General features: G+C 74.2%; 13 protein-coding genes. 4 read left to right on the top strand and 9 right to left on the bottom strand.

Annotation, left to right across the window (positions count from 1 at the left end):
* Positions 1-256: 256 nt before the first annotated feature.
* The 8 genes from ACZ7N4_RS06675 to ACZ7N4_RS06640 form a co-directional block, all read right to left on the bottom strand.
* Entirely contained in the window at positions 257-1489 is a 1233-nt protein-coding gene (locus tag ACZ7N4_RS06675; RefSeq protein WP_471354520.1) for a cytochrome P450 family protein, read from the bottom strand.
* Between the two features lie 113 nt (positions 1490-1602).
* Positions 1603-2844 carry a serine hydrolase domain-containing protein gene (locus tag ACZ7N4_RS06670; protein ID WP_471354518.1) on the bottom strand — a complete coding sequence of 414 codons (1242 nt, stop codon included), beginning with the start codon at positions 2842-2844 and terminating at the stop codon, positions 1603-1605.
* 298 nt (positions 2845-3142) lie between these two features.
* A complete protein-coding gene (locus tag ACZ7N4_RS06665; RefSeq protein WP_471354516.1) occupies positions 3143-3574 on the bottom strand; it encodes a hypothetical protein in 432 nt (143 codons plus the stop codon).
* 114 nt (positions 3575-3688) lie between these two features.
* Positions 3689-4852, bottom strand: a complete 1164-nt coding sequence (locus ACZ7N4_RS06660) for a PP2C family protein-serine/threonine phosphatase (protein WP_471354514.1) — start codon at positions 4850-4852, stop codon at positions 3689-3691.
* Between the two features lie 341 nt (positions 4853-5193).
* Positions 5194-6081 carry a Gfo/Idh/MocA family protein gene (locus tag ACZ7N4_RS06655; RefSeq protein WP_471354512.1) on the bottom strand — a complete coding sequence of 296 codons (888 nt, stop codon included), beginning with the start codon at positions 6079-6081 and terminating at the stop codon, positions 5194-5196.
* A 35-nt stretch (positions 6082-6116) separates the two neighbouring features.
* Positions 6117-7100 (bottom strand): ATP-grasp ribosomal peptide maturase, encoded by a 984-nt coding sequence (gene tgmB / locus ACZ7N4_RS06650; RefSeq protein ID WP_471354510.1) that lies wholly within the window; start codon positions 7098-7100, stop codon positions 6117-6119.
* 17 nt (positions 7101-7117) lie between these two features.
* Entirely contained in the window at positions 7118-7309 is a 192-nt protein-coding gene (tgmA, locus tag ACZ7N4_RS06645) for a putative ATP-grasp-modified RiPP (protein ID WP_189301365.1), read from the bottom strand.
* A gap of 99 nt (positions 7310-7408) precedes the next feature.
* Positions 7409-8245: a fructosamine kinase family protein gene (locus ACZ7N4_RS06640; protein WP_471355114.1), complete on the bottom strand. Its 837-nt coding sequence runs from the start codon at positions 8243-8245 to the stop codon at positions 7409-7411.
* A gap of 219 nt (positions 8246-8464) precedes the next feature.
* On the opposite strand from ACZ7N4_RS06640, the gene ACZ7N4_RS06635 reads away from it, so the two are divergent.
* Both ACZ7N4_RS06635 and ACZ7N4_RS06630 read left to right on the top strand, forming a co-directional pair.
* Positions 8465-9175, top strand: a complete 711-nt coding sequence (locus ACZ7N4_RS06635; protein WP_471354508.1) for a cyclodityrosine synthase — start codon at positions 8465-8467, stop codon at positions 9173-9175.
* On the top strand, positions 9172-10383 hold the full coding sequence (locus tag ACZ7N4_RS06630; RefSeq protein ID WP_471354505.1) for a cytochrome P450: 1212 nt from the start codon (positions 9172-9174) through the stop codon (positions 10381-10383). Before ACZ7N4_RS06635 ends, ACZ7N4_RS06630 begins: the two co-directional genes overlap by 4 nt.
* 929 nt (positions 10384-11312) lie before the next feature.
* On the opposite strand, the gene ACZ7N4_RS06625 is transcribed toward ACZ7N4_RS06630, so the two are convergent.
* The gene (locus tag ACZ7N4_RS06625) at positions 11313-12191 is read right to left on the bottom strand and encodes an SCO6745 family protein (protein WP_471354503.1); all 879 of its coding nucleotides are present in this window, start codon (positions 12189-12191) and stop codon (positions 11313-11315) included.
* A gap of 342 nt (positions 12192-12533) precedes the next feature.
* Between ACZ7N4_RS06625 and ACZ7N4_RS06620 the strand changes: the two genes are divergently transcribed.
* Complete coding sequence (locus ACZ7N4_RS06620) at positions 12534-13127, top strand: hypothetical protein (RefSeq protein ID WP_471354501.1); 594 nt, start codon at positions 12534-12536, stop codon at positions 13125-13127.
* 160 nt (positions 13128-13287) lie between these two features.
* Complete coding sequence (locus ACZ7N4_RS06615) at positions 13288-13956, top strand: class F sortase (protein ID WP_471354499.1); 669 nt, start codon at positions 13288-13290, stop codon at positions 13954-13956.
* Position 13957: the final 1 nt, after the last annotated feature.

Here is a 13957-nt window from a genome sequence, read left to right as displayed (position 1 = left end):
GGGCTGGTCCGGCGGCTTCGTCCGGCGAGGCCTGGCAGCTCGGCCGTGTGTCCGGGCCGGTCGTGCGAGTGCGCCCGGCCGGCCGTGGCCGCTTCCCCGAACCGGCCGGAAGTCGCGTGCGTACGTCCCGGATTCCGGGGCAAGCGACCCGTGAGCCACCCAGGGCCCTCCCCCCGCCCCGTGCGTGGCGTCTCCGCCGGCGGCCCATCCCCCCCGGGCCGCCGGCGGAGCCTTGTCCGCAGGCCCCGCTCCCGCCTCAGCCCTCCAGCCGCACCGGGATCTCCTCCCACCCGTGTGCGATGAACGACGGCACACGGCGCAGTTCGTCGGGCGTGACGGCGAGGCGCAGCGCGGGGAAGCGGGAGAACAGGGCCGGCAGGGCCGTCAGGGCCTCCAGGCGGGCGAGCGGGGCGCCGATGCAGCGGTGCACTCCGATGCCGAACGCCAGGTGGTCCTCGGCCGCCCGGGCCGCGTCGAAGACGGCCGCGTCCGGACCGTAGTGCGCCGGGTCCAGGCCCGCCGCGGCGAACGTCGTGATGATCGCGTCCCCCGCCGGAATCGTCACGCCCGCGACGGTCAGCTCCTCCACCGCGAACCGCAGGGGCAGCGCGGCGATGGACGGGTGCACCCGCAGCGTCTCGTCGACCACCGCGTCCCAGCCGACAGCTCCCGAGCGCACCGCCGTCAACTGCTCCGGGCCGGTGAGCAGCGCGACCACGGCATTGCCGATCAGGTTGACGGTGGTCTCGAAACCCGCACCGACCACCAGCAGCAGCGTGTGCAGCAACTCCTCGTCGGAGAGCCGGTCGCCGTCCTCGTCCCGCACCCGGATCAGCTCCGTGGTGATGTCGTCGCCCGGGTGGCCCCGCCGGTGCTCGATCAGCGCACCCAGCACCGTGCCGATCCGCTCGTGCACGGACGCCGCGAACTCGGGGCTCGGGTCGGAGGTGTCCATGAAGTCGGCGATGAGCCGAGCCGCGCCGGGCCGTAACTCCTCCGGTACGCCGAGGAGTTCGCAGATCATCCGCATCGGCAGGGGATGCGCGAGCCCGGCCCGCAGATCGACCGTGCGGCCGCCGGCCCCCGCCGCCTCCAGCGCGCCCAGCAGCTCGGCCGTCAGGGCGGCCACGCGGGGCCGCATCGCCTCGGTGCGCCGGTGGGTGAAGCTCGGCGCCACCAGCCTGCGCAGCCGGGCGTGGTCGGCGCCGTAGGTGGAGAGCATGCTGACCACGCCCACCCAGTTCGCCATCCAGCTCCAGGCGGGGTGCTCGTCCAGCTCCGGCCACAGCCGCCAGTGCAGGCGCGCGTCCTTGCTGACCCGGGGGTCGAGGATGAGTTCCCTGAGGGGGTCGTAGCCGGTGGGCGCCCAGGCCGGGATGCCGCCGGGCAGCTCGACGGGGACGACGGGGCCGAGGGTGCGCAGCCGGGCGCTCTGCGCCACGAGGTCGGAGCCGAAGGGGTCCAGGGCGATACGGTCGGTGACGGTCACGACGGTCTCCAGACGGTCGGCCTTTCCAAGGAGGTCCTCGTTCAGTACACCGCGTCATCGTACGTACGCACCTGTCCGGGCTGATATCGCCTGGAAACTGGCCGAGTCGGCACTCATCTGGCCGCCGGCGCGGCCGGCAGGTCGAACACGTGCCGGGGGGAGATGATCCGCGTGACCGCCTGGCCGAACAGTGTGCTGGGCTCCTCGCCGGCATGGTCGATGTCGGTGTTGAGGAGCACCACCACGGTGGTCCGGGTCGACGGGAGGTAGATGGTCAGCGACTCGTAGCCGGGCAGGGAGCCGTTGTGGCCGATCCACCCCTGCACGTTGAAGATGCCCAGCCCGTAGCCGACGTGCGGGAGCGGTGTCGCCGGGGTGGTGAGGCGCTGCCGCTGCGTGGCGGCGCTGATCATCCGCTTGCCGTCGGGCAGTTCACCGGTCGCCACCGTGCGCGCCCAGATGTGCAGGTCGTCCAGTGTGGACACCATCGCCCCGGCCGCCCAGCCCCAGGACGGGTTCCAGCCGGCGGTCTCGGCCGTCTTCCCGTTCGCCGTCTGGTCGGTGTAGCCCTGTGCGTGGGGGGTGGGGAACTCGCTGCCCTTCGGCAGGGACGTGTCCTTCATGCCGGCCGGGTGGAGGACGTGCTGCTCGAGGTAGTCCCCGAGGGACCGGCCGCTCTCCTTCTCCACGACCAGACCGAGCAGGATCAGGTTGGTGTTGCAGTAGGAGAACTTCCGGCCGGGCGGGAACAGCACGGGGTGCCTGAACGAGTAGGCGAGCAACTGCTGTGGTGTGAAGGGGCGTTGCGGATCGGACGTGAGCGCCTTGAAGAAGTCGTCGTCCTCCGAGTAGTTGAACAGCCCGCTGCGCATCCCGGCCAGCTGCCGCAGTGTGATCCTGTCGCCGTTGGGCACGCCGTCGACGTACTGTCCGATCGTGTCGTCCAGGCCGACCTTCCCCTGGTCCACGAGCTGGAGCAGCGCCGTCACGGTGAACGTCTTCGTCTCGCTGCCGATGCGCGTGTACAGGTCGGGGGTCATCCGCCGGCCGGTCGCCTTGTCGGCGACGCCGAACGAGCGGACGTAGTCGCGCTGTCCGGGCGTCCAGACGCCCACGGTCACGCCGGGCACGTGCGCCTCGCGCATCACCCGCCGTACGGACGCGTCGAGCCGGCGTGTCACGTCGGGGGAGAGGGGGCGGACGTCCGGCTCCGAGGCCGACGGGCCGGGGGTGTCGGCGGCGAACGCGGCCGGTACGGCGGCCGGCGCCGGCCCCGCCGTGACCGGTGCGAGCAGCGTGCCGGACAGCACGGCGATCATGGTCCCCCGGCGCAGGCGTGCGGACGTAGGCGACATGGGCTGACTCCAAGCGGTGAGAGTCGACGACCGTGCGCGGGGTGGCCGTCGGGGCCCGAGACGTCCCGGCCGGGCCTTCCCGGCCGGCCTGCCCGGCCGGACGTTCCCGGCCGGACCTCCTCAGCATAGGAGCGGGACGTACCCGGCGCGCGGCGGCTGCCTGTCCCCCCATGGGAGCGAGCACGCGTCCCTTGAGGAGTGAGCACGCGTCCCTCCTCTAAGAGCCGCTACGAGTGCCAGGCTCCCACCCGCGGCGCGGCTCGCCAGCCACTGCCCACCCAGCGGTGCGGCGCACCGGCTACCGCCCGCCCGGCGGCGCGAGCACCGCCAGCGTGCCGTTGGCCTCCCACAGTGCCTCCTCCAGGGTTCCGGGCGAGTGCAGCGTGCCCGTGCCGTCGGGAGGGACGAGCCACTCCAGGGCACCGCCGGGCCGGTACGGCGGCGGAACGGCGACCCAGGAGCCCTTGGTGGCGTACCGCAGCCCGGAGCCCACCCAGCCCCCGGACGGGTCCGGGCGCACGAGGAAGCCGATCCGGCCCGCCGCCGTGTCCACCAGCGTGGGCCCCGGCACCGGCAGCGCCGGCCGCCACAGCAGGTCCAGGGTGAGCAGTCCCAGCCGGTCCGGGACGCTCAGCACGTCCCGGAAGCGACCCGCCTCCAGCAGTGCGGCGCCCTCCCCGTGATCCCATTCCCATTCTGCCTCGGTGACACGGGCGCCATGGCCGGCCACTCGCCCGCGCCCGTGGCCGAGGCGGTGCACCGCAGGTACGCCGAACCGGGCGGGGCCACCGCCATGCTGCCCACCGAGACGTGGGCTGACCGCGGGGCAGGGGAGAGGGACGCGTCAGCCGTCCCGCGCCTCCCGCGCCTCCGATGCCCGAGCTGCGTGCGACGGTGCGTCCGGCGCCCTCGGTGCCTCCGGGGTCAGCACCAGGATGGTGGCGTCGTCGCGGACCGTGTACCGCTGCCGCAGCAGGTCCGCCCAGACGGCGCCGGGCAGCTCGGCGGACGGGCTGCCGGCCAGGGCGGCCAGCCGCTCCGGCAGCGGGTAGAAAGTGCCGGAGGCGTCCCGTGCCTCCCACACGCCGTCGGAGGCGAGGAACAGCCGGTCGCCCGGGCCGAGCGGCACGGTGATCTCCTTCGGCCGGTCGACTTCGAGAAGCCCGATGCCGAGCGGCGGCCCGGGCGCGACGGCGACCTCCCGGGCCTGCCCCGCGTGCAGCAGCACGGGCGGCGGATGACCGCAGGCCACCACCCGCACCGCGGCCGACCCGGCGGAGAACTCCAGCAGCAGGGCCGTGGCGAACAGCTCCGCGTGCCGGACGTCCGCCGAGTCCACCGCCAGCCGGCGGTCCAGCCGGGCCGCCACGGACTCCAGGTCCGGCAGGTCCAGGGCGGCCTCCCGGAACGCCCCCAGCAGGGACACCACCGTCGCGACCGCCGCCAGCCCGTGCCCCTGCACGTCCCCCATCACCGCGCGCACGCCGTACGGCCCCTGCCGCACGTCGAAGAAGTCCCCACCCACCAGCGTCCCGTCCTGGGCGGCCCGGTAGAACGCCGCGCAGCCGACCCGTCCGACCCGCTCCGGCAGCGGCGGCAGCACGGCCCGCTGCACCGCCTCGCCGATCGCCCGTTCCGTGTGCAGCTGGGCGTCCCGGTGGCTGCGCACGAACGACACGAACACGCTCAGCGCGGCCACGAACACGATGGTGAGCAGGTCGGTGTCACCGGGGCGGTTCAGATGGGTGGCCGGCACGCTCAGCACCACGACCACGCCCACCCCGAGCAGTCCGGTCGCCAGGGGGCCGTACGACAGGACCGCCAGCGGCGGGATGGCGCCCAGCAGGAAACCGAGATCACGCGCGTGGGCGGTGGCCAGCGTGGCCGAGCCGACGGCCACGAGCAGCAGCACGGGCAGCACCCGGACCCACCACGGCGGCGGAGCGCCCCGCAGCCAGCCGCGATCCTCCAGATGCCCGCGCGACGCCCAGTCGCGCACCGATCCCACACCCCCAAGTTACGCCGCCCACGGCACACCGCGGGAAAGCCGGCGAGCCCCGACTCGGCCACCCCTTGGCCGACCGAGCTGTCGCGGTCTTGCGGAGGGGACGGTCGCCGGGCGGCTTCGGGAGGTGCGGCACCGGGGGCCGGCCGCCTGGAGGCGCCCTGCCGGAGACCTGGGTGGATCCAGGGATCGGCAGCCGGCGCCTCCGGGCAGTGGCGGCTGCGGTGCCACGGCCAGGACAGGGCGCCCCCGCACCGGCGGCCGGCCGTCCCGCGCCCGCGGTCCGCACCAAGTCGCAGCCCACATTTCACAGCCCACCCGGCGACCGCCGCCGTCCCCGGGTCCTAGTCCTTCCCTTCGGCCAGGCGGGACTCCGCCGCGGCCAGGATCTCGGTGACCCGGAGGCCGAACGCGGCGTCGCAGGGGTGCGGGCGGCCCGTGCGGGCGGCGTGCGTCAGCGCGTCCGCGGCGCGGATGAGCGCGGGAACCGCTCCCTCGGAGCTGCCCGGCAGGACCGTCACGCCTGCCTCGCCGCGCAGTTCCACGTCGGCCCCGGCCGCCGCCGGCGGGGCCGCCAGACTGAGCGTGAGGGTGCTCGACGCACCGGTGGCGTGGTCGAGCACCAGGTGCACGGTGTCCGCCGGACCGTGCGCCGCCGCCACCACGCGCCGTACGTCGCCGAGCACCGGGAGCAGCACCGACAGGGCGTGCGGGCCGACGTCCCACAGCGCGCCCTTCTCCCGGCGCCACGGCGAGGCCGCGAACGGGCTGTCGCTCGTGAACACCGCGCCCAGCCACTGGGCCCGCGCCGTGAACCAGCCCGACACCGCCGCCTGCTCCTCGATCCAGGCCTCCGGCTCCTTCTGGAACCGTGCGGTGAAGAACACCACCGACGCCACTCCGGCCCGCTCCACCGCCTCCGCGACGGCCCGCCCGTCCTCGACCGACACCGCCAGCGGCTTGTCCAGCAGCAGGTGCCGGCCCGCCCGGGCAGCCCGCACCGCCACCTCGGCCTGCACGGACGGGGGCAGGGCCACCGCCACCGCGTCCACGTCGGCCAGCAGCGCGTCCACGTCGGCGTAGGCGGTGACGCCGTACTGCTCCGCCAGCCCGGTGGCCGCCTCCGGCCGGCGCCCCCACACTCCGGCGAACTCCAGGCCGGTGTGCCCGGCGAGGGCGGGGGCGTACGCCGCCCGTGCCCAGGGGCCCGTTCCCAGCAGTCCGATGCGCATGTCGCGTTCCCTTCTCCGAATCGATCCCCGCACACTCAAGATGCTGTGCTCCGGTCGCCCTCCGCACACCTGTGCCCCCGATCGCCTCGACGGGCGAGCCAGCCGGCGATGGTGGCGGCGATCGGCTGGCCGGTGTCCATCTCCACGAAGCCGAACTGGCCGGACTGGTTGCACTCCAGGAACCACCAGATCCCGTCGGCGTCCTCCGCGAAGTCGAAGGCGCCGTACGCCAGTTCCGCGTCCGCCATGTAGCGCAGCACGCCCTCGGCGACGCGCGGCGGCACGTCCGCGGGCAGCCAGGGGGAGACCGACGGGGCGAACCGGACGTCCACGTCGTCCGGATCGGCGTCCGGGTCCGCGGGCTTGCGCGCGGCCAGCAGCGTGTCGCCGACGACGGTGAGCCGGATGTCGGCGCGCTTGGCGATCCGCCGCTGCAGCAGGGTCGGGCCGAAGGCGACCGCGGCGAAGTCGGCGTCCGGTGGCACCCGGCTGGTCGGCACCGCGCGGGGCGGCTCCTGCGGATGCGCGCCGGAGACCGGTTTGACCACCAGGTCCGGGAAGCGGTCCGCGAACTCCCGCGCCGCCTGGGGGAACGTCGTGATCAGGGTCGCCGGCACCGGCAGGCCGCTGCGCTGGGCCAGATGCAGCTGCCAGGGCTTGTGCCGGGCCCGTCCGGCGGCGTCCGGATGGTTCATCCAGCGGGCGTCGCTGCACCGCAGCATGCCGTACAGCGCCTGCGACGACTCCTCCGTCAGCCAGGCGGACGGCTGGGCGGCGCGGGCGGCCGGGGCTCCCGGCCTGCGCACCCACACGGAGCGGAGGCCGTTCATGCTCACCAGGCGCCCGCCGACGGACAGGTGTCCGTGGCGGGCGCCGTGTACGTACTCGCCCGACAGCGCCACCCCGTTGGTCAGATCGGCGGGGTCGAGCCGGACGACGGGCACCCCGGCCTCGCCCAGCCGGAGGACCACCATGTCCGCCGTCACGTCCTCTTCACTGGTCAGGATGAGCACGGTCATCTCTCGAAGCCCGCGGTTCAGTCGTCGAAGTGCGTCTTGGAACCGGCGGTCGACGTCGTGGTTCCGAGGGCTCTCAGGGTCGCGTGGTCGGTGGCGGCGATCCGCCCGTCCGGGAGGACGTTCAACTGCAGTCCGGAGTCGTACGCGTACGGAGCGCTGACCTCCAACTGCACTGCGGGCCGCGCGTAGTTGAGGGTGAACGGTTGCATGGTCTCTCCCTGATTAGGCTTTCACGTCCTTATACGAGTCGAACGGGTGATTGGTTTCCTCACGCTGCGTGAGCACGGTCGGAGCGGAGCCTTCCGCGGTCATCGGGCGAGCGCCGTCCTCGCCGCCGTCAGTGCCTGTTCCCCGTATCCCCGGCCGAACAGCACGGCGTGCACCAGCAGCGGGAAGAGCTGGTGCACGGCGACCCGGTCCCGCCAGCCGTCGGCCGGCGGCGCCGCCTCCTGGTAACCGGCGAGCACCCGGTCCAGGTGGGGGCAGCCGAACAGCTGGAGCATCGCCAGGTCGGTCTCCCGGTGCCCGCCGTGCGCGGCCGGGTCGATGAGCCGAACCTCTCCGTCGGCACCCCACAGCACGTTGCCGTTCCACAGGTCGCCGTGCAGCCGGGCGGGCGGCTCGGCCGGGCCCGCCAGGTCCGGCAGCCGGGCGCAGACCCGCTCGAACACGGCCGCCTCGCCCGGCAGCAGCGTGCCGCGGTCGACCGCGGCGCGCACATACGGCAGGACCCGGTGTTCGGCGTACCAGCCGGGCCAGTCGGTGCCCGGCGCGTTCCGCATGGGGGCGAGGCCGATGTAGGCGTCCCGCGGTCCGTCGGGCGGCGGCGCCCCGAAGTGGGGTGCGCCGGCCGCGTGCAGGGCGGCCAGTGCCTGGCCGAAAAGCATCGCCGCCTCAGGGTCGGGGGAGCCGGTCGGCACTCGTTCGGTCACCATCCAGTGCTCGTCGTGCCCGAGCACCGCCGGTACCCGCACCGCGCCCGCTTCGGCCAGCCAGCGCAGTCCGGCCACTTCCGCGCGCACCGCCCCCGGACCATCGCCACGCTTGACCATCACCGCTGTCCCGTCGTCCAGCAGTACCTCGGTGGGCGAGCCCGAAGCCCGCTCGGCCCGGCTCACCGGGCGCCCGGTGAGCCGGGCCGCCACCTGCCCTGGATCCTCGTCCCGTGTGACCACGGCCCCAGGGTACGACCCGCAATCAAGGCCGCTCGCCGGACACTTCACCCGTTGATACGACTGTTTCAAGCCAAACACCGGCGGTAACTACCCGTGGTGATCTCGTACCGCTAGCGTGATCCCGCCGCGTCGCCACACCGGGGGCACAGGGCCCCGCAGGGACTAGCGCGCGGCGGAGGATCTCCCCCCGTGACCACAGCATCCGTGCTGATGGCCGACGTCTTCGAAGTCCAGCCGTACACCTCCCACTGCGAGGTCATCCTCCGTGAGGGCGCGCACGCCGTGATCGGTGTGTCCCCGGGCAACAGCTACTTCTCCGCCCGTCGCCTGCACGACCTCGCCCGCTGGGGGCTGGGCCACTTCGACCGGGTCGACTTCGTCTACACCGACCTGTACGTCGCCGAGATGTACGAAGCCTCCGGGTACCCACCCGACGAGGCCCGCCGCAAGGCCGTGAAGAACCTCCGCGGGGTACGGGCCAAGGTCCGTGACGCGGTGTCGGCCGCCGATCCCGACGGCACCCGGCTGGACTGGCACCCGATGTCGGAGTTCCGCACCAACCCCGACTACCAGGAGATCCATCGGCAGCTGAAGGCGCGACTGGCCTCCGACGGTGCCTTCCGCGCCGTCTGCGAGGCCTTGGTGAATCGTTTCCTCACCGCGCGCGGCGAGACACCGACCGAGCGGCAGCGCGCCGTGTGCCTGGAGTACGTGTGCGCCGAGGCCCCGCTGTTCCTGGACACCCCGGCCATCCTCAAGGTGCCCTCCTCCCTCAACTGCTACCACCAACTCCTGCCGATGGCCGAGCTGTTGTACTCCCGGGGCGCCGGCCTGCGCGCCTCCCGCAACCAGGGCCACGCCATCGTCACTCCCACCGCCCTGGAAGGAGCCGCGGCATGACCACCGCCGCCGACACCCGCACCGACCACCCTCCCTTGCCCGATTTCCCGTTCTCCTGGGACGGCACCCGGGTGCCCCCCGAGGTCGCGCAACTACGCTCCACGGCCCCCGTGCGCCGCGTGCGGACCATCGCCGGTGACGAGGCCTGGCTGGTCTCCTCCCACGAGCTGTGCGCGCAGGTGCTCAAGGACGACCGCTTCTCCCTCAAGGACACCTCCGCGCCCGGCGTGCCCCGTCAGTACGCCCTCACCATCCCGCCCGAAGTCGTCAACAACATGGGCAACATCACCGGGGCGGGACTGCGCCGCGCGGTGATGAAGGCGCTCAGCCCCAAGGCGCCGGGCCTGACCGAGTGGCTGCGCGCCGAGGCGCACCGCCTGGTGGACCTGATCGCCGCCGAAGGACCGACGGCCGACCTGCGCGGCGCGTTCTGCGAGCCGTACTCCGCCGGGATGCACTGCCGCGTCCTCGGCATCCCGCAGTCCGAGGCCCCGGCCTTCCTGCGCAGCCTGGACATCGCCTTCATGAACTCCCCGTGCCCGATCACCGGGGCGCGGCTCAACTGGGACCGGGACATCGCCCGGATGGCGGCCCTGCTCGACGACCCGGCGACACACGGCCTGATGGGCGAACTCGCCGCCCTGCGCGAGGACCCCGACTACGCGCACCTCACCGACGAGATGCTGGCCACCGTCGGCGTCACCCTGTTCGGCGCCGGTGTCATCTCCACCTCCGGCTTCCTCACCATGGCCCTGGTCTACCTGCTCACCCACCCCATCGCCCGCGACCTGCTGCGCGCCCGCCCCGACCTGATCGGCCCGGGCGTGGAGGAACTGCTGCGGGTGAACCTCTCCATCGGGGACGCCCTGCCCCGCCTCGCCCTGGAGGACGTGACGCTCGGCGAGGTCGGGATCCGTGCGGGGGAGCTCGTCCTCGTCCTGGTGGAGGGCGCCAACCTCGACCCGGAGAAGTTCCCCGACCCGCACCGCTTCGACGTCGACCGCGACAACACCGCCGACCACCTCTCCTTCGGCGGCGGCGCCCACTACTGCCCCGCGACCGCGCTGGGCCGCGCACACGCCCGCGTCGCCCTGGAGGTCCTGCTCGACCGGCTGCCGGACCTCACCCTCGCCGTCCCGCCCGGCCAACTGGTGTGGCGCACCGGGTTCATGAAGCGGATCCCCGAACGGCTGCCGGTGACCTGGTAACCACGGCGACCCCGCCCTCCGTACGGCGCCCCCGACCCCGCACCCGGGGCGGGGGCGCCGGGTCGCTGCTCCGGGCGGGGGCCGGGCCGGTACTCCGGGATGGGGAGCCATATCCGCACCCGGGGCGGACGCGCCGGGCCAGACCCCGAGTGGGTGCGCCAGGCCGGCACCCTGAGTGGGTGCGCCGGGCCGGCACGTGAGTGGGTGCGCCGGGTCAGTCCTCTTAGCGGGTGCGCGAGGCACCCCGGGCCGGGGGGCTGGGCCAGACCTTGAGCGAGTGCGGCGGGTCAGCGCCCCGAGCGGGTGCGCCGGGCCAGTATCCCGAGCAAGGGGCGGGGCCAGACCCCGAGTGGGGCGCCAGGTCAGTACCCCGGGGGTGCGCTGGGCCAGACCGCGAGCGGGGACGCCGGGCCGGCACCCTGAACGGGTGCGTCAGGTCAGTATCCCGAGCAAGGGGTTGCGTCAGTACCCCGAGCGGGTGCGCCGGGCCGGCACCTTGAACGGGTGCGCCGGGCCAGTACTCCGAGCAAGGGGCCGGGTCAGTACCCCGAGTGGGGCCAGGTCAGCGCCCCGGGCCGGGGGCCGGGCCAGACCCCGGGCGGGGACGCCGGGCCGGCACCTTGAACGGGTGCGCCAGGTCATCCCGAGCGAGGGGCGGGGCCAGACCCCGAGTGGGGCGCCAGATCAGTGCCCCGAGCGGGTGCGCCAGGACGGCACCCTGAACGGGTGCGCCAGGTCACTATCCCGAGCAAGGGGCCGGGCCGGACACCGAGCGGGGGACAGGCCAGCACCCCGGGCCGGGTGCGCCGGCTCAGCACCCCGGGCCGGGGGCGGCCGGGCCAGACCCCGAGCGGGTGCGCCAGGTCAGTACCCCGGGCGGGTGCGCCAGGCCGGCACCCCGGGCCCGGATGCCGCCGGAGGCGCCTGGCTCAGCGGCTCCCGGGGTACGTCCCCCGGGTCAGCCCCACCGGATTCCCGGCCGGCAGCAGCCCCGACGCCTCGACCGCGCGGGCCAGTGGCTCCAGCAGCGCGGCCAGCCGTTCGCCGCGCTCGGCGCCCAGCGCGGTCCACGGTCCTTCGGCCGCCGCGTCGGTCCGCGCCTCGGCCTCCGCGCGGAGCGCCGCACCCGCGGGGGGGAGCGAACCGTCCACCGCGAGCCGGCCGTCCGCGCGCAGCCGCGCCACGGCCGCCGCCCAGTCCTCCTCCGGCCACTTGCGTGTCTCGCGCAGAAAGGCTTCGTCGGACTCACCGGCCGCCGCCTTGAGCACCATCGCCTCGACCGGCCCGATCCCCAGTCCGACCAGCACCGCCACATGGGAGTCGCCCCGGTGTTCGCGCAGGGTCGTCAGGGCCTGCCACAGACGCACGGCCGGCCGCTCGGGGCGCTCGATCGCCTGGTTCGTGGCGGCCAGCACCCTGCCCGTCGTGTCCGCGGCCGCGGCGGCCTCCCAGGCGAGGTCCGCGGTCTCCGTGAAGGCGGCGGAGCCCACGGTGTCCGCCCCGAACAGCCGGGTCATCGCCGCGTCCATCGCCTCCGCGCGCGCCGCCAGCACGTCCGCCGGAGCGGCGTACGTCCAGGCGTCCGGCAGCGCCCGTGCCACCCGCGCGGGGTGGAAGACGTAGAAACAGCTCGTCACCACGGACGGGGCCACCGCGCCGAGCGGGGCGGCCCGCAGCGCGAAGTACCCCATCCAGAACCCCCGCATCCCGAGCCCGCCCGCCGCCCGGTGCGCCTCCGGCGCGAAGTACACGAGCCCGTGCACCGGTTCGTACCGCTCCCACAGCGCCCGAGCCATCCCGTCCGCCACTGCGTCCTCCCGCCACGTCGGCCTGCCGTGCTGTCGGGACCAGCCTGCGTTATGACAGTGGTCATAACAAGAGGGCGGCGGTCACCACGGGTGGGTGGCGGACGTCACACCGGCCCGGCGGCTCGGTGCCGATCACTGCGGCAGGTGTACGGCCGCTGCGCGGATTGAGCCGGACGAGGGGCCCCGGGCCCGGCGCGCTGGGGCAGACGGGTGGCGTGGTGCCCCGGCTGGACGGCTCGGATGGTGGGAGACGGAGGCCTCACTGACGGTGGTTCATGTCGAGGCCGGGTCCACCGAGCTGATGAGGTATCCGCTGCCCGGTCCCGGCGGAAGGACATCACTATGCGCTCTGCCCGCATGCTCCTGGCGACGGCGGCTGCCGCCGCCGCTCTGGCCTTCGCCACGCCCGGCGCCGCGTTCGCCGTGCCGGCCGGGCACGACAGCGGCCATGACGACTCCTCCTACAGCAAGGAGCACGACAGCGACTCCGACCGCGAGGACAACGGGTCCGGCGGCGACCACGACAAGGACTACGGCAACAAGCGCGGCGGCGGCGGGGAACACGACGGCCCGCGCGGCGGAATGCACACGGGTGGCGGAGCCCTCGCCGCGGTGCGTGCCGACGGCTGGGACTCGGGCGGCGACAGCCGGTTCGACCCCGAGACCTACCGGGACAAGGGCCGCGACAGCGGTGAGGACGAGGACGAGGACAAGAGCGAGAGAGGCGGCAAGGGCGACAAGGGCGATAAGGGCGGCGGCAAGGGTGACAAGAGCGAATGGGGTGACGACCACGAGAAGCCGCGCGGTGGCATGCACACCGGTGGCGGTGCGCTCGCCACGCCCGGTGTCACCGCGAGCGGGCTCGCCGTGCTGGGTGTAGGCGCCGCCGGCGCGTACGCGCTGCGCCGCAGGAAGGCCGCCGAGCCGGCGTCCTGACGGCCGGTGCGTCCCACAGGGGCTGCGGACGCCGTCGGCGCGCGCATCGTGTCGGCGGCCCGCGCTCCCCGGGCACCGCACCGCTCAGGTCGCCGGTAGCGGCGCCGTTCCCCTTCCGCCCTGATCCCCGTGCTGCCGTGCCCGAGTGAGGTGGTGTCCGATGGCAGCAGATCCCTCCTCCCCGACGTCCTCAGGACCGGCGGACGCCCCGCGCGCCGGCCGTGGCGGGCGGCTGACACTGTGGGGCGTGGCGGCCGTCTTCCTCGCCGTCAGTCTGTTCGGCGGTCATCACACGCCGGAGGACACGCCGCGGGCGCCCCTGGCCTCGGGCGGCGGCACCGCCGTGCCGGCCGAGCCGCAGCAGCCCGGCGATGCGCTGCCCCGGTCGGAGCCGACCCGCCTGCACATCCCGAAGATCTCCGTGGACGCCCCCTTCACCTCCCTCACCATCGGTGCCACGGGCCAGCTGCAGCCGCCGCCCGCCGGCGACACCAATCTCGTCGGCTGGTACGCCGACGGCGTCTCGCCCGGTGAGAAGGGCACCGCGATCATCGCCGGGCACGTCGACACGGTGACCTCCGCGGCCGTCTTCGCGAACCTCGACGACCTGGAGCCCGGCGACCGGTTCTCCGTGGAGCGGGCCGACGGGCGCACGGCGGACTTCGTCGTCGACGACACCGAGACCTTCGCGAAGGACGACTTCCCCAGCACCCGGGTGTACGCGGACGCCTCGCGTCCCGAGGTCCGGCTGATCACCTGCGCCGGGGACTACGACCGCACGGTGCGGGACTACACCGACAACCTGGTCGTCTTCGCCCACCTGGTGTGAG

Source organism: Streptomyces sp. NPDC107654, from assembly GCF_055639035.1.
Note: the sequence above shows the minus strand (reverse complement) of the source record. Positions and strands in the feature narration are given on the sequence as shown.

Excerpts from the sequence above, each read along its gene's own strand:
- ACZ7N4_RS06670 (WP_471354518.1), bottom strand. The coding sequence starts at position 2,844 with ATGTCGCCTACGTCCGCACGCCTGCGCCGGGGGACCATGATCGCCGTG.
- ACZ7N4_RS06655 (WP_471354512.1), bottom strand. The coding sequence starts at position 6,081 with ATGCGCATCGGACTGCTGGGAACGGGCCCCTGGGCACGGGCGGCGTAC.
- tgmB (WP_471354510.1), bottom strand. The coding sequence starts at position 7,100 with ATGACCGTGCTCATCCTGACCAGTGAAGAGGACGTGACGGCGGACATG.
- tgmA (WP_189301365.1), bottom strand. The coding sequence starts at position 7,309 with ATGCAACCGTTCACCCTCAACTACGCGCGGCCCGCAGTGCAGTTGGAG.
- ACZ7N4_RS06630 (WP_471354505.1), top strand. The coding sequence starts at position 9,172 with ATGACCACCGCCGCCGACACCCGCACCGACCACCCTCCCTTGCCCGAT.
- ACZ7N4_RS06620 (WP_471354501.1), top strand. The coding sequence starts at position 12,534 with ATGCGCTCTGCCCGCATGCTCCTGGCGACGGCGGCTGCCGCCGCCGCT.
- ACZ7N4_RS06615 (WP_471354499.1), top strand. The coding sequence starts at position 13,288 with ATGGCAGCAGATCCCTCCTCCCCGACGTCCTCAGGACCGGCGGACGCC.